The following is a 15,139-nucleotide window of genomic DNA, read 5'->3' as shown; positions in this document are numbered from 1 at the left end:
GGGCGCACCCCGCGAGGGCCTACAGCCGCTGCAGGATCGTCGCCGTAGCCACCGCGCCCCCCGCGCACATGCACACAAGGGCGAACTCCTTGTCGGCCCGCTCCAGTTCGTGGAGGGCGGTGGTCAGGAGCCGGGCGCCGGTCGCGCCGACGGGGTGCCCGAGAGCGATCGCGCCCCCGTTGACATTCACCTTCTCCAGGTCCTGCCCGAAGACCTGCGCCCAGCTCAACACCACAGCCGCGAACGCCTCGTTGATCTCGACCAGATCGATGTCCTTCAGGGACATCCCCGCCTTGCCGAGCACGGCCCGCGTGGCATCGATCGGCCCGTCGAGGTGGAAGTGCGGATCGGCCCCCACCAGCGCCTGCGCGACGACCCGCGCCCGCGGCCGCAGCCGCAGGGCGCGAGCCATCCGCTTGGAGGTCCAGAGCAGCGCCGCCGCCCCGTCGGAGATCTGCGAGGAGTTCCCGGCGGTGTGCACGGCGGTGGGCATGACGGGCTTGAGCCGGCCGAGCGCGTCCATGGACGTGTCGCGCAGCCCCTCGTCGCGGTCCACGAGCCGCCACATCCCCTGCCCCGCGGCCTGCTCCGCCTCGGTGGTGGGCACCTGCACGGCGAACGTCTCGCGTTTGAACCGCTCCTCGCCCCACGCGGCCATCGCCCGCTCCTGCGAGATCAGCCCGAGGGAGTCCACGTTCTCGCGGGTGAGCCCCCGCTTGCGGGCGATCCGCTCGGCCGCCTCGAACTGGTTGGGCAGGTCGACGTTCCACTCGTCGGGGAACGGCTTGCCGGGCCCGTGCTTGGACGCCGACCCGAGCGGCACCCGCGACATGGACTCGACCCCGCAGCTGATGCCGACGTCGATGACCCCGCCCGCGACCATGTTGGCGACCATGTGCGATGCCTGCTGGGACGAGCCGCACTGGCAGTTGACCGTCGTCGCCCCCGTCTCGTACGGCAGGCCCATCGTGAGCCACGCGGTGCGTGCCGGGTTCGCGGACTGCTCGCCCGCCTGGGTGACCGCGCCGCCGACGATCTGCTCGACGCAGTCGGCGTGGATGCCGGTGCGCCCGAGGAGTTCCCGGTAGGTCTCGCCGAGGAGATAGGCCGGATGAAGGTTGGCGAGCGCACCCCCGCGCCTGCCGATCGGAGTGCGTACGGCTTCGACGATGACAGGTTCAGCGGCCACAGCTCATCCTCTCCGTCCACAGCACGCGGGGCGTCCCGGCATCCCGCGCGCGATAACTAGTACGCGTTCTAGTTATGTCCAGCAGTCTGCTGACCCCGACCCCGCCCCCGCAAGGGGCGTGCACGCACCGTCCGCGCGACCGGCCCGCAAAGGGATGCCGTCGCGGGCCTTGCCACTTGTAGAACCCGTTACTACGTTGCGACGCATCTCCTGATGGCCCGTCAGATGAACGTCTGGAGCTGCCGATGTCCTGTCCCGCGCTGCCCGACGGGTTCGACTTCACCGATCCCGATGTGCTGCAAGACCGCGTGCCCTTCCCGGAGTTCACGCGACTGCGGCAGTCGGAGCCGGTGCGCTGGATCGCCCAGCGGCCCGGCATCTCCGGGTTCGACGACGCCGGCTACTGGGCCGTGACCCGGCACGCGGACGTCAAGTACGTGTCCACGCGCCCGGAGTTGTTCTCCTCGAACCTCAACACCGCGGTCATCCGCTTCAACGAGTCGATCAGCCGCGACCAGATCGAGGTCCAGAAGCTCATCATGCTCAACATGGACCCGCCCGAGCACACCCGGGTCCGCCAGATCGTGCAGCGCGGCTTCACCCCGCGCGCCATCCGCTCCCTGGAGGACGCGCTGCGCAGCCGCTCGCACCGGATCGTCGAGACGGCCCTGGAGAGCGCCGACGAGAACGGCTCCTTCGACTTCGTCACCCGGGTCGCCGTCGAACTCCCCCTGCAGGCCATAGCCGAGCTCATCGGCGTACCCCAGGAGGACCGCTCCAAGATCTTCGACTGGTCCAACAAGATGGCGGCGTACGACGACCCGGAGTACGCGATCACCGAGGAGGTCGGCGCCGAGGCCGCGATGGAGATCGTGAGCTACGCGATGAATCTGGCCGCCGCCCGCAAGGAGTGCCCGGCCAAGGACATCGTCAGCCGGCTCGTGGCGGCCGAGGACGAAGGCAACCTGTCCTCCGACGAGTTCGGGTTCTTCGTCATCCTGCTGGCCGTCGCGGGCAACGAGACCACCCGCAACGCCATCACCCACGGCATGCACGCCTTCCTCACCCACCCCGACCAGTGGGAGCTGTTCAAGCGCGAGCGGCCGGTGACGACCGCCGAGGAGATCGTGCGCTGGGCCACGCCCGTGGTGTCCTTCCAGCGCACCGCGACCGAGGACACCGAACTCGGGGACGCGCGGATCAAGAAGGGCGACCGCGTCGGAATCTTCTATTCCTCCGCCAATCACGATCCCGAAGTCTTCGACAACCCCGACGTGTTCGACATCAGCCGGGACCCGAACCCCCATCTCGGCTTCGGCGGCGGCGGCCCGCACTTCTGCCTCGGGAAGTCCCTCGCGGTGCTTGAAATCAACCTCATCTTCAACGCCGTGGCGGAGGCGATGCCCGGACTGCGGCTCACCGGCGACCCGCGCCGGCTCCGCTCGGCCTGGCTCAACGGCGTCAAGGAACTCCAGGTCAGCACCCGCTGACCCGGCCCCACGGGAGGCAGGGGCACACCCCCTACGCCCCGCCCCTGCCTCCCCTGGACCGACTCACCGAGGAATTCCGCCAAATGTTCACTTGATCGGCAAGTCACGCCAACGTTTTCGTTACGTGAGGCGTCTTGAGGGGTGACCTTGCCCCTCCAGGACTTCGAACGGAAACGGTGACCGTGGTCTCTGCCGACCTCTCGATCCTCCCCACCGGCAGTTCGCCCACAGAACGGAAGAATCCCTTCCGCGCCATCCGTTCCTTCTGCCGGCGGCACCGCGTGCCCGTCCTCGCCACCGCGCCCACCCTTCCCCTGTACGCGCTGTGGGCGGCGTTCCTCGCCACCGGCGGCGGGGACCTCGCGGCCCAGCAGGCGTGGGCCCGGTTCGCGGAGGACCACGGCTCGGCGGCGTACGGCCTCTTCTGGTACGGCGGCATGCACACCGCCAACTACAGCCTGATATCCCCGTACTTGATGGCCGCGATCGGCGTGAAGACCGTGACGGTCCTGTCCGGCGTCGCGGGCGCCTGGCTCGTCGCCGTGCTCATCGAGCGCTCCGGTGTGCGCCGCCCGCTGTGGCCCGCGGTCCTCGCCTCGCTCGCCGTCTGGTGCAACGTCGCCTCCGGTCGCACCACGTTCGCCCTCGGCCTCGCCTTCGGGCTCGGCGCCGTCCTCGCGGTGCTGCGCGGCAGGCGCCTGACCGTCGCGGTCGTCTGCTCGGCGCTCGCCACCATGGCTTCGCCGGTGGCGGGCCTGTTCCTGCTCGTGGTCGGGGCGGGCTACTTCTTCGTACGGGAATGGGCGCGCGCCCTGGCCCTGCTCGCGCCGCCCGTCGTGGTCGTCGGCGTCACGACGCTGCTCTTCCCCTTCAAGGGCGAGCACCTGATGTGGGCGGACCGGATCTTCCCGCCGGTCTTCTTCAGCCTGGTCCTGGTGGTGGCGGGGCCGCGGGAGTGGCGGGTGCTGCGGTGGGGGGCGGGGGTGTACGCGGTGGGGACCGTCCTCACGTATCTCATCCCCTCGCCGATCGGCACGAACGTCGAGCGGCTCGCCGAACTCGTCGCGCCCGCGCTGCTGCTGGCCGCGCTGCTCACCCCCGCGCTGCCCGTCATGCGCCGGATGGCGCTGGTGACGGCGCTCGTCCTGTCGACGGCGTGGGTGGCGCAGAAGACGGCCGACGACCTGGAGGTGTCGACGATCGTGCCGGCCTGGTCGACGGACACCCAGGCCGTCGTACGCGAACTGCACCGGCTCGGCGCCGACCGGGGCCGGGTCGAGGTGGTCCCGGCCCGCAACCACCGCGAGGCCACCGCGCTCGCGCCGTACGTGAACATGGCGCGCGGCTGGAACCGGCAGCTCGACATCGAGCGCGGGCGGCTCTTCTACGACGGCTCGTTCTCCGCCACGACGTACCGCGCCTGGCTCGACAAGTGGGCGGTCGGGTTCGTCGTGCTGCCGTCCGGCCGGCCGGACGGGCCCGCCCTCGACGAGGCGGCGCTGGTCAAGAGCGGACCGCAGTGGCTGGAGCCGGTGTGGCGCGACAAGCACTGGCGGATCTACCGCGTGCGGAACGCGGTGCCGATGGCCTCCGCGCCCGCCTCCGTGGTCCGCTCCACCAGCACGGACGTGGTGGTGCGGGTGCCGGAGCGGGGCTCGGTGACCGTGCGGATCGTGTACTCGCCGTGGCTCCGGGCCGAGGGGGCGTGCCTGAAGCGGCACGGCGAGTTCACACAGCTGACGGTCGAGACGCCCGGGACGTACCGGATCAGCTCGGGGTACGGCCGCTCGTCGCGTCCGGGTTGCTGACGGGCTCGTCCGGCGCGCCCGACGGCTTCGCGACGCCGCCCTCCGGCCCCTCGGCGGCCCCGCCCACGGCCTTGTCGGGCGTGGCCTTCTTGGACGTGCTCAAGGGTGCCTCTGGCGTGGCCGCGAGGAGCTTCTCGGGTGTGAGCGCCTTCTCCGGGGTGGCGACGGCCTTCTCGGACGTGGCGAGCGCCTTCTGGGACGCCCCGCCGACGGCCTTGACCGCGCCGGCCGGCTCCGGCACCGGTCCGGCGGCGGCTCCCGCCACGGCAGGCTCCAACCCCGTCCCCACCCTCAGGGCCTGCTTCACGCGCGGCCCCTGCAGCAGGTAGGTCAGCCCGAAGCCCGCGCCGACGACGGCCGCGCCGCCCACCGCGTCGAGGATCCAGTGGTTGCCGGTGCCGACGATCGCGCACACCGTGAAGAACGGGTGCAGCAGGCCGAGGGCCTTCATCCACCACTTGGGCGCGAGGATCGCGATGGTCAGACCGCACCACAGGGACCAGCCGAAGTGCAGCGAGGGCATCGCCGCGTACTGGTTGGTGAGCTTCGTCAGCGTGCCGTAGTCCGGCTGTGTGAAGTCCTGCGGGCCGTGGATGGTGTCGATGAAGTTGAGGTTCTCCATCAGCCGTGGCGGCGCGAGCGGGTAGCCCCAGAAGCCGACGAGCGCGAGGATCGTGGCGAAGCCGAGGGCGGAGCGCGCCCAGCGGTACTGGGCGGGGCGGCGCAGATAGAGGATCGCGAGGACGCTCAGCGGCACCACGAAGTGGAACGACGTGTAGTAGAAGTTGAAGAAGCTCTCCATCCACGGCGTCCGCGCCGTCAGATGGTTGAACCAGTGCTCGATGTCGATGTGCAGGAACTGCTCGATGGAGTGGATCTGCTCGCCGTGGCTCTCGGCGCGCTCCCGGCCGCCGGAGATGGTGCCGCCGGTCGCCGCGAGCCGGGTCTGCTGGTACGCGGAGTAGCCGACGCGGATCAGGAGCAGTTCGAGCAGCAGGTTCGGGCGGGTGAGCACGCGCCGCCAGAACGGGAACAGCGGCACCCACTTCCACCGCGCCGGTACGGGATCGGCGTACGAGGTGGGGATCGGCTTCTGGTACTCGGGGGCCGTGCGGGACAGGAACGGCACGATCAGGGCCGAGGCGAGCGCGGCCAGCAGGATCACGTTGTCGCGCAGCGGCTCCAGGACCGACATGTTCGGGAGCATCATCTTCGACGGCAGCGTCATCACCAGGACGACGGCGATGGGCCATACGTACCGGTCGGAGGCCCGCTTGCCGACCCGGCCGACCACGGCGAGCAGCAGCCACAGGAGCTGGTGCTGCCAGCTCGTCGGGGACACGGCGACGGCGACGCAGCCGGTGAGGGCGACGGCGAGCAGCAGTTGGCCGTCGCGGGCGTACCTGACCGCGCGGCGCAGGCCGAGGGCGGCGACGGCGGCGCTCAGGGCGAGGAAGAGCCCTATTTCGAGCGGTCCCTCCAGGCCGAGGCGGAGCAGCGCGCCGTGCAGCGACTGGTTGGCGTTGGCGTCCGGGCTGGCGCCGAGCCCTGCGCCCGCCAGGTGGTGCACCCAGTACGTCGTCGAGTCGTGCGGCATGGCCGCCCAGGCGGCGGCGGTGGCGGCGGCGAAGGTCGCGCCGAGGGACCCGACGGCCTTCTTGCGGCCGGTGAACCACAGCAGCGGCGCGAACAGCAGCACCGTGGGCTGCAGGGCCGCGGCGAGGCCGATGAGGATGCCGCTGGCCCGCTGCCCGCGCACGGCGAAGCAGCCGAGCAGCACGAGCAGGACGGGGATGATGCTGGTCTGGCCCAGGTGCAGGGTGTTGCGCACCGGCAGGGACAGCATCAGCAGGCTGATCGCGACCGGGGCGGCGAGCAGGGAGGTGCGGCGCGAGACGGGCTGCGGCAGCGCGCGGGCGGCGACCAGGCCGAGGACCACGACGAGGCCGAGGGTGCCGAAGGTCCAGGCCCAGCCGAGCGCCTGTTCGGCGGAGTTGGCGAACGGCTTGAGGACCAGGCCGCCGAAGGGCGTGCCGGTGAACTTGTCCGCGTCGTACAGCGAACCCTTCACGTGCAGCACGCCGTTGGGCCCGATCCAGGTCTCCAGGTCGGTCAGGCGCTCGCCCTTGGGGGTGCGCAGGACGACGGTCACCTGCCGCACGGCGAGGACGGCGGCGATCAGCCAGAGGGCGACACGCATCGCTCCGATACGCGCGTCGGGTGTCCCGGATGCCCCCGCGCCCAAGGCACTTCCCGGCCCCCTGTGCTCAACATTCGCCACGCCCTGTCGGCCCTCCCGCCCCATCCGTCATCCTCGATCAAAGTGCCAGGAGATCCCAGATCTCGCCCAAAGAGGCTCGCATGCCCCTGAGTGAGACGCGCGCAACCCCCATTTCACCTGGCAGCCACACCGCTTTCTACCGGCTTTTCGGCTTCCGTGCCCAACCGGCCCGCGGCGGGCGCGGGCCCCGGAGGACGCCCCGGGGCGGGGTCCACGGCCCTCGGCGGGAGAGCGCGCGGGCCCCCGGCGACCCGCGTTCCCTGCGGGTTCACCGGGCCCGGCCGGTTTCCGGGCGGTTTCACGGGGCTCATCTGTGTGATGACTCGGTGAACCCCCTGGTTCGGTTCCGCCGTCCGGGCGCGACATAGATCACATACGACCCACGCCGTCGCCGCCGGAAGTACCCCCGTTTGGCCTGAATACAGCGCGATTGCGACCCTGCGCGATCACCCCGCCACCACCCGTAATGATGGTTGCTGCACCTAAGGTCACCGGGTCCATGTCGTCCACGAAAGGCAGGCGAGCGAGCCCTTGCCGACCGCGCAACACGTCGGACCCCGCACCCCCGCGGCCCCCTCCCCCGGCGGAACGGCGAAAGCCCTCGCCGACGCGGCCCCCGGGCCCGCGGGACCGGCCGCCGCCGAAGCCACCGTCACCGACCCCGCGCTGGTCAAGCGGGCCGTGAAGGCGGCCGCGCTCGGCAACGCGATGGAGTGGTTCGACTTCGGCGTCTACAGCTACATCGCGGTGACCCTCGGCAAGGTCTTCTTCCCCTCGGGCAACCCCACGGCCCAGCTCCTGTCGACGTTCGGCGCCTTCGCGGCGGCCTTCCTGATCCGCCCGCTCGGCGGCATGGTCTTCGGGCCGCTCGGCGACCGCGTGGGCCGCCAGAAGATCCTCGCCCTCACCATGATCATGATGGCGGCGGGCACGTTCGCGATCGGTCTGATCCCGTCGTACGCCAGCATCGGCGTGTGGGCGCCGATCCTGCTGCTGCTGGCCCGCCTGGTGCAGGGCTTCTCCACGGGCGGCGAGTACGCGGGTGCCTCGACGTTCATCGCGGAGTACGCGCCCGACAAGAAGCGCGGCTTCCTCGGGAGCTGGCTGGAGTTCGGCACCCTCGCCGGGTACATCGGCGGCGCGGGCCTCGTCACACTGATGACGGCCCTGCTGTCCAGCGAGGACCTGCAGTCCTGGGGCTGGCGCATCCCGTTCCTGATCGCGGGCCCCATGGGCCTCATCGGCCTCTACCTCCGCATGCGCCTGGAGGAGACCCCCGCGTTCGCGGCCGAGCTGGAGAAGGCGCACCAGGGCGAGCAGGCGCGGCCGAAGGTGCGGGTGCGGGACATGGTGACCGGGCAGTGGCGGGCCCTGCTGCTCTGCATGGGCCTGGTCCTGGTCTTCAACGTCACGGACTACATGCTCCTGTCGTACATGCCGAGCTACCTCACCAGCGAGCTGAACTACGACGAGACGCACGGGCTGCTCGTCATCCTCGTGGTGATGGCCCTGATGATGTGCGCCCAGCCGTTCGTCGGCGCGCTCACCGACCGCGTGGGCCGCCGCCCGGTCATAGCCGCGGGCTGCGCGGGCTTCCTCCTCCTCTCGGTCCCCGCCCTGCTCCTGATCCGCGACGGCTCCCTGTGGGCCATCGGCCTCGGCCTGTCCGCGCTCGGGCTGCTCCTGGTCTGCTTCACGGCGTCCATGCCGTCGGCGCTGCCCGCCCTCTTCCCCACACCCGTGCGCTACGGCTCCCTGTCCATCGGCTTCAACGTCTCCGTGTCCGTCTTCGGCGGGACGACTCCGCTGGTGGTCACGGCGCTGATCGGGGCGACGGGGGACGTGATGATGCCCGCGTACTACATGATGGCGGCGGCCGTCGTCGGCGGCGTCGCCGTCTGGTACATGGCGGAGTCCGCGGGCCGGCCGCTGCCGGGGTCGCCGCCGGCGGTGGAGGGGCCTGCGGCGGGCTGAGCGCCGGTAATCGGGGCCTGCGCCCAGCCCGTCCTCAAACGCCGGAGGGGCTAAAAATTTCGCCGGTGCGGCAGCGTTTTAGCCCGTCCGGCGTTTGAGGACGAGCCGCGGCGGAGCCCCCGGTTTCGGGAAGGGGCGGGGTTGGGGAATGCTCAGCGCAGCGTCACCCGACCCAAGGAGCACGCCCGCATGAGCACCGAGCCCGACCGCTGGACCGCCGTGGACGCCTACTTCACCGAGCTCCTCACCCCGGCCGACCCCGCCCTCACGGCCGCACTCCAGGAGAGCGAAGCGGCCGGCCTGCCGGCCATCAACGTCGCCCCGAACCAGGGCAAGCTCCTCCACCTCCTGGCCCAACTCCAGGGCGCCCACCGCATCCTGGAGATCGGCACGCTCGGCGGCTACAGCACGATCTGGCTGGCCCGCGCCCTGCCCGCCGACGGCCACCTGCTCACCCTCGAGTACAGCCCCGAGCACGCCGGCGTGGCCCGCGCCAACCTCGCCCGGGCCGGCCTGGACAAGATCACCGAGGTGCGCACCGGACCGGCCCTGGACTCGCTCGCCGCCCTGCACGCCGAGTCCCCGGCCCCCTTCGACCTGGTCTTCATCGACGCGGACAAGGTCAACAACCCGCACTACGTGGAGTGGGCCCTCAAGCTCACCCGCCCGGGCAGCCTGATCATCGTCGACAACGTCGTACGCGGCGGCCACGTCACCGACGCCGACAGCGACGACCCCGGCATCCAGGGCACCCGCGCGGCCCTCGAACTCATCGCGAGCCACCCGAAGCTGGACGGCACGGCGGTGCAGACGGTGGGCACGAAGGGGTACGACGGCTTCGCCCTGGCCCGCGTACTGGACTGACCCGCCCCGTACGCACCCGCGCCGTACGGAGGGCTCAAACCTCGTGGTAGAAGCCCACGTTGACGCTCCGCGGCCCCGACCGGTCCCGCACGACGAGCTCACCGGAGCCGCCCCGGGGCAGCGGCGTCGTCGCCCCGTACGCGAGAGGGACCGCGGAGCCCCCGGCGAGCAGCCGCACCTCGGAGGCCGGGTCGGGCTGCGAGCCGCGCACCCAGGTCACCGTCCAGGTGCCGTCGATACGGCAACGGAATTCGAGATGCGTACGGGAGACGAACAGCCAGTCCTGGGGCGGCGCCAGCCGGCACACGTTGCGGTCGCGGCCGACGCGCAGGACCGCGCCGGGCTCACTCTCCGCCTCCGCCATCAGCATGCCCGCGGTCGCGCCCGCGTCCGCCGCCCCCGTCACCACGGCCATGGTCAGCTCAAGCACCTGGGTACCCCCTGCCCTGAAGTCCGGACAACCGCGCGCATCCTAGCCCCGTGCCGCCGGGCGCCCTCTGCGACCATGGACGCATGACTGAACGGAAACCACCGGGAGTCAGCTTCGAGTCCTGGGTCGACAAGCAGATCCGCGAGGCGGAGGAGCGCGGCGACTTCGCCGCCCTGCCCGGCCGCGGTCAGCCCCTTCCGGACGACACCGGCGCCGCGTACGACGAACTGTGGTGGGTCAAACGGAAGTTGGCCCGCGAGGGCGTCTCCGTCCTGTCGCCGACGCTCGCCCTGCGCAAGGAGGCCGAGGACGTCCTCGCGGCCGCCGCCGAGGCGCCGTCGGAGCGCATGGCCCGCCGCCTGGTCACGGACCTCAACGAGAAGATCCGCGAGGCCCTGCGCACCCCGCCCCCAGGACCGCCCCTGGGCCTGCGCCCCTTCGACGTCGACGAGGTGGCCCGGGACTGGCGCGAACGCCACGCGGGCGGGACGGCGACGGGAAACGGAACCTGAGCGGGACCGGAGCAGGACCGGAGCCGGAACCGGACCGGAACCGGACCGGTTCCGGAGCCCGCCCCGGCCGTCCGACGCCGTGCGGCTCTGCGGCAGGATGGCCCCATGAGCGTAGTCAAGATCAACGTCCTGACCGTTCCCGCCGAGCAGCGGGAAACCCTTGAACAGCGCTTCGCGTCCCGCGCGGGCGCCGTCGAGAACTCGGACGGCTTCGAGTGGTTCGAGCTCCTGCGCCCCGTCGAGGGCACGGACCAGTACCTGGTGTACACGCGGTGGCGCGACGAGGCCGCGTTCCAGGCGTGGATGGAGGGCCCGATGAAGGCGTCCCACCAGGGGCAGGGCGGCGGCGAGCGCCCCAAGCCGGCCTCGTCCAGCGCCGCCGTCTGGACCTTCGAGGTCGTCCAGCAGGCGGCGCCGCCGGCCCCCGAAGGGGCCTGAGCCCGGATGTCCTGGACCGTGGGCCCCGAGCCGGTCGGCTCGGTGGCGGCCCTCGCGCTGTGGCGGGCGTACTACACCGAGATCAGCGACCGGTGGTACGAGCTGCATCAGGGGCACGCCACCAATCCCGCCGAGCTGGAGCGCGAGATCGCGGCGGATTCCGGGGCGGGGCTCACGCCGCCCGCCGGTGTGCTGCTCCTCGCCCGCTGGGACGGCGACCCCGCGGGCACGGCCGGGGTACGCCTCGTGGACGCCGCCACCGCCGAGCTGACGCGCGTCTTCGTCGCGGCGGGGCTGCGCGGGAAGGGCGGCGGCTCGGTCCTCCTCACCGCCGCGGAGGAGGCCGCCCGGTCGCTGGGGGCGACCCGCGTCCGCCTGGACACCCGCCACGACCTGGTCGAGGCGCGGGCCCTGTACGCGCGGCACGGGTACGTGGAGGGGCCGCGGCACAACTCCGACCAGTACGCGGAGCATTGGCTGCGGAAGGAACTGGCGCCGGGGCGGGGGTGACCGGGCGGGACGGGGTGGTCCGGCCCACGTGCGCGAGGTGCCCCACGGCGAAGTGCGGACTGCGTTGAGGCAGCTTCTCGGCCAGGAGCTGACGTCCGACAGCAAACGGGAAGGGGGTCCCCCCTGCTCTTTAAGAGCTTGGGCCCCCCCCAGGCAGACCAGAAGCCCTCATCGACCAGCAGGCCGCTCCGCGTAGGACCCGCACATCTCCGCCCCCAACTCCTCCACCAACTGCATCAGATCCGTGGGCCGCCCCGGCCCCCACCAGTCCCCCAGCAACTCCGCGAGGGACTCCTCCCGCGCCGCCGCGAGGTTCGCGGCCACCTCCCGGCCGGAGTCGGACAACCGCAGGCCGAGCCCCTCGCGGAGGGCAAGGCGCCGCTCCTCCAACTGACGCGAGGCCTCCGTGACAACGGTGAGCGGCACCATGCTCCGCTCGGCGAGCGTGGCCGGCTCCACATGCCCGTGCCGGGCGATCCGCAGCAGCATCCAGCTCGCCGCGGGCAGCAGGTCGTACCCCGCCCGCTCGGTGATCCGGACGTACACCTCCCGCCGCCCCGCCCGCGTCCCGAGCAGCGACAACGCGCGCGCCACCTCGTCGTACGAGGACCGCTCGACCGGGTTGCTGGCGAGCGTCTGCGTCGGATCGGGCGCCGTCACCGCCCCGCGCAGCCGGTCCTCGCGCAGGAACCAGGCGAGCACGAAGGCGACGAGGGCGACCGGCGCCGCGTACAGGAAGACATCCGTGATGGACGACGCGTACGCGCTCAGCACCCCGGGCCGCAGATCGGCGGGCAGCTCCGCGATGCCGCGCGGGTCGGCCTTGAGCGAGTCGACGCTGACCCCGGCCGGCAGGCCCTGCCCGCGCAGCGCGTCGGTGAGCTTGTCCCCGAGCCGGCCGGTGAACACCGTCCCGAAGATCGCGACGCCGAACGAGGCGCCGATGGACCGGAAGAACGTGGCACCGGACGTGGCGACGCCCAGGTCCTCGTAGCTGACCGCGTTCTGCACGATGAGGACCAGCACCTGCATGACGAGGCCGAGGCCGAGGCCGAACACGAAGAAGAAGGCGCTCATCTCGCCGGTCGGGCTGTTCTCGTCGAGCTGGTGCAGCAGGAGCAGGCCGAGCGCGGTGACGCCGGTGCCCGCGATCGGGAACACCTTCCACCGCCCGGTGCGGCTGACGATCTGCCCGGACGCGGTCGACGCGAGCAGCAGGCCGACCACCATCGGCAGCATGTGCACACCGGACATCGTCGGCGAGACACCCTGCACGACCTGGAGGAACGTCGGCAGGTACGTCATCGCCCCGAACATCGCGAAGCCCACGACGAAGCTGATGACCGCGGTCAGGGTGAACGTACGGATCCGGAACAGCTTCAGCGGAATCACCGGCTCCGCGGCCTTCCGCTCGACCGCCACGAACCACACCGCGAGCACGACGCCGAGCACCGCGAGCCCGATGATCTGTGCCGAGCCCCAGGCCCAGGTCGTACCGCCGAGCGAGGCGACCAGCACGAGGCAGGTGGCGACGGACGCGATGAGGAAGGTGCCCAGGTAGTCGATGGTGTGCCGGGCCCGGCTCGCCGGGATGTGCAGCGCCGCGGCGATGACGACGAGCGCGACGACGCCGATCGGCAGGTTGACGTAGAAGACCCAGCGCCAGCTGAGGTGCTCGGTGAAGAGCCCGCCGAGCAGCGGTCCGAGCACACTCGTCGCCCCGAAGACGGCGCCGAACAGGCCCTGGTACTTGCCGCGTTCGCGCGGCGAGACCAGGTCCCCGACGATCGCCATGGACAGGACCATGAGCCCGCCGCCGCCCAGGCCCTGCAGCGCCCGGAAGCCGATGAGCTGCGGCATGTTCTGCGCGACACCGCACAGCGCCGAGCCGATCAGGAAGATCACGATCGCGGTCTGGAAGAGCTTCTTGCGGCCGTACTGGTCGCCGAGCTTGCCCCACAGCGGGGTCGCGGCCGTCGCGGCCAGCAGGTACGCGGTGACGACCCACGACAGGTGGTCCAGGCCGCCGAGGTCGCTGACGATGGTCGGCAGCGCGGTCGACACGATGGTCTGGTCGAGGGCGGCCAGGAGCATGCCGAGGAGCAGCGCGCCGATGGAGACCAGTACGCCGCCACCCATGTGCTCCGGTGGCCCGGCTCCCGGCCGGGGAGCCGCCGGGCGGGCGCTCACGTCGTGCGTCATGGACACCTCCTGCGGTGCTGTCCACCTCCCATCGTGGTCCGAGTCATCCGTTATGGCCTGTCGAGCCGAGTGGCTGCATACTCCTTCAGAGCCTGTCGGGGCCGTCGAGGGAGGGGAGCACGCGATGAGCGAGGCGAACGGACGGGCCGGGGCACCGCGGGAGCGCGCCGCACGCGGGGCGGGCGGGCCCGTCGGCGGGCCCCGGGACCCGGAGGGTGTCTTAGGCGGCTCCGGGCCCTTGGGCGGCTCCCGGCCCTTGGGCGGCTCAGAGGGCTTCGGCGGCTCAGGAGGCTGGGAAGGAGGCCGCGACGGCGACGGGGCGGTGTGCCCCGGGTGCGGTACGTGGCGGGAGCGCGGGGCCGCCCCCTCCTGCGGGTGCGCGCGCGAGGCCGCGGACGCGGCCCGGCTGACCCGGTCCGCGGAGGCGGCCGCCGCCGAGGACTTCGATCCGATACGCATACGTCCGTACGTGACGCTGCCGGAGCCGTCGGCCCCCTTGCCCGCGCTCACCTCGGCGCCGCTGCCGCCGGAGGCGCCCGCTGCGGCGGACACGGCTCCCGCGCGGGCTTCGGACGCGTACGAGGGGCCCGCGCGGCGGGTGCGGACGGCGCTGTTCGCCGGGGCGGGGGCGGTGTTCGCGGCGGTCGCCGTGTTCGCGGGCGGTGCGTTGTCCGGGGGCAACGGCGGTGGCGGAGACGGGGACGGCGGTACGGATCTGGCGCTGCCGGACACGGCGGCCGACACGCCGGACGCGCCCTCCGGGGATCCCGCGCCCCGCGAGGCATCGCGGCCCGCGCCCCGGCCCACGTCGTCCCGCGCCGAGCCGACGCGGACGCCCTCGGCCTCGCCCTCGCCGTCGCTGACCGTGCGGAACGCCCCGGTCACCTCGCCCTCGCGTACGACGCTCCGCGCCACGGGGTCCGTAGGGCCTCCGCCGTCCCGCCGACCGTCCTCCGCCCCCACCCTGCGCCTGGGCGACCGCGGTGGCGAAGTCTCCGAACTCCAGTACCGCCTAAGCCAGTTGTACCTCTACGTGGGTCCCGCCGACGGCGTCTACTCCGGCCCCGTGACCGCAGCGGTCACCCGCTACCAATGGGCCCGAGGCGTCACCAGCGACCCCCACGGCACCTACGGCCCCACCACCCGCAGGTACCTGGAGTCCGAGACCCGGTCCCCCTGAGGCCGGCGGGGCCCTCGCGGGGCGCCCCGGTCCCGCCCCTTCCCGCTGCATCGATTAGCGGCTCCGCCGCCCCTTCCCGCTGCATCGATTAGCGGCTCCGCCGCGGGCAGGGGGCTGCGCCCCCTGGACCCCAGCCGGGCAGACGTCCCGTGCGCGTGGGACAGCCCCCGCCGAATCGCCGCTCCGCAGCTCGTCCTCAAACGCCGGACAGGCTGAAACGGCGCGGCAACAGCCCTCGCCCCCCGCACCGGCCGCCCCCTG

At 72.2% G+C, this 15,139-nt stretch carries 12 protein-coding genes; 8 read left to right on the top strand and 4 right to left on the bottom strand.

All coding sequences use genetic code 11. The features are described 5' to 3' along the window. Nucleotides 1-19: 19 nt before the first annotated feature. A complete protein-coding gene (locus STRAU_RS33915; protein WP_016644940.1) occupies nt 20-1,189 on the bottom strand; it encodes a steroid 3-ketoacyl-CoA thiolase in 1,170 nt (389 codons plus the stop codon). Between the two features lie 245 nt (nt 1,190-1,434). Here STRAU_RS33915 and STRAU_RS33910 point away from each other — a divergent pair, with 245 nt between their 5' ends. Both STRAU_RS33910 and STRAU_RS33905 read left to right on the top strand, forming a co-directional pair. Continuing rightward, entirely contained in the window at nt 1,435-2,679 is a 1,245-nt protein-coding gene (locus STRAU_RS33910; RefSeq protein ID WP_016644939.1) for a cytochrome P450, read from the top strand. Between the two features lie 176 nt (nt 2,680-2,855). Then, nucleotides 2,856-4,487, top strand: coding sequence for a hypothetical protein (locus STRAU_RS33905; protein ID WP_016644938.1), 1,632 nt, complete (start codon nt 2,856-2,858; stop codon nt 4,485-4,487). On the opposite strand, the gene STRAU_RS33900 is transcribed toward STRAU_RS33905, so the two are convergent. After that, nucleotides 4,447-6,768, bottom strand: a complete 2,322-nt coding sequence (locus STRAU_RS33900) for a bifunctional glycosyltransferase 87/phosphatase PAP2 family protein (RefSeq protein ID WP_078621695.1) — start codon at nt 6,766-6,768, stop codon at nt 4,447-4,449. The genes STRAU_RS33905 and STRAU_RS33900 overlap by 41 nt on opposite strands. Nucleotides 6,769-7,299: 531 nt before the next feature. Here STRAU_RS33900 and proP point away from each other — a divergent pair. Next, entirely contained in the window at nt 7,300-8,742 is a 1,443-nt protein-coding gene (gene proP, locus STRAU_RS33895) for a glycine betaine/L-proline transporter ProP (RefSeq protein ID WP_016644935.1), read from the top strand. A 189-nt stretch (nt 8,743-8,931) separates the two neighbouring features. Continuing rightward, complete coding sequence (locus tag STRAU_RS33890) at nt 8,932-9,606, top strand: O-methyltransferase (RefSeq protein ID WP_016644934.1); 675 nt, start codon at nt 8,932-8,934, stop codon at nt 9,604-9,606. A 34-nt stretch (nt 9,607-9,640) separates the two neighbouring features. Here the strand turns inward: STRAU_RS33890 and STRAU_RS33885 are convergent, their stop codons facing one another. Continuing rightward, nucleotides 9,641-10,036: a hypothetical protein gene (locus STRAU_RS33885; protein WP_016644933.1), complete on the bottom strand. Its 396-nt coding sequence runs from the start codon at nt 10,034-10,036 to the stop codon at nt 9,641-9,643. 83 nt (nt 10,037-10,119) lie between these two features. On the opposite strand from STRAU_RS33885, the gene STRAU_RS33880 reads away from it, so the two are divergent. From STRAU_RS33880 to STRAU_RS33870, 3 genes are all read left to right on the top strand, one after another. Then, the gene (locus tag STRAU_RS33880) at nt 10,120-10,548 is read left to right on the top strand and encodes a DnaJ family domain-containing protein (RefSeq protein WP_016644932.1); all 429 of its coding nucleotides are present in this window, start codon (nt 10,120-10,122) and stop codon (nt 10,546-10,548) included. Nucleotides 10,549-10,653: 105 nt separating this feature from the next. Then, nucleotides 10,654-10,986, top strand: coding sequence for an antibiotic biosynthesis monooxygenase family protein (locus STRAU_RS33875; protein WP_016644931.1), 333 nt, complete (start codon nt 10,654-10,656; stop codon nt 10,984-10,986). Nucleotides 10,987-10,992: 6 nt separating this feature from the next. Beyond that, nucleotides 10,993-11,496 (top strand): GNAT family N-acetyltransferase, encoded by a 504-nt coding sequence (locus tag STRAU_RS33870; RefSeq protein WP_016644930.1) that lies wholly within the window; start codon nt 10,993-10,995, stop codon nt 11,494-11,496. A gap of 168 nt (nt 11,497-11,664) precedes the next feature. Here the strand turns inward: STRAU_RS33870 and STRAU_RS33865 are convergent, their stop codons facing one another. Continuing rightward, nucleotides 11,665-13,635, bottom strand: coding sequence for an MDR family MFS transporter (locus STRAU_RS33865; protein ID WP_016644928.1), 1,971 nt, complete (start codon nt 13,633-13,635; stop codon nt 11,665-11,667). Nucleotides 13,636-13,822: 187 nt separating this feature from the next. On the opposite strand from STRAU_RS33865, the gene STRAU_RS33860 reads away from it, so the two are divergent. Further along, nucleotides 13,823-14,878 carry a peptidoglycan-binding protein gene (locus tag STRAU_RS33860; protein ID WP_158692196.1) on the top strand — a complete coding sequence of 352 codons (1,056 nt, stop codon included), beginning with the start codon at nt 13,823-13,825 and terminating at the stop codon, nt 14,876-14,878. The last annotated feature ends 261 nt before the right edge of the window (nt 14,879-15,139 follow it).

Source organism: Streptomyces aurantiacus JA 4570 (assembly GCF_000414115.1).
Lineage (GTDB): Bacteria > Actinomycetota > Actinomycetes > Streptomycetales > Streptomycetaceae > Streptomyces > Streptomyces aurantiacus_A.
The sequence above is the reverse complement of the archived record's forward strand: the minus strand, read 5'-3'. Positions and strand labels throughout refer to the sequence as shown.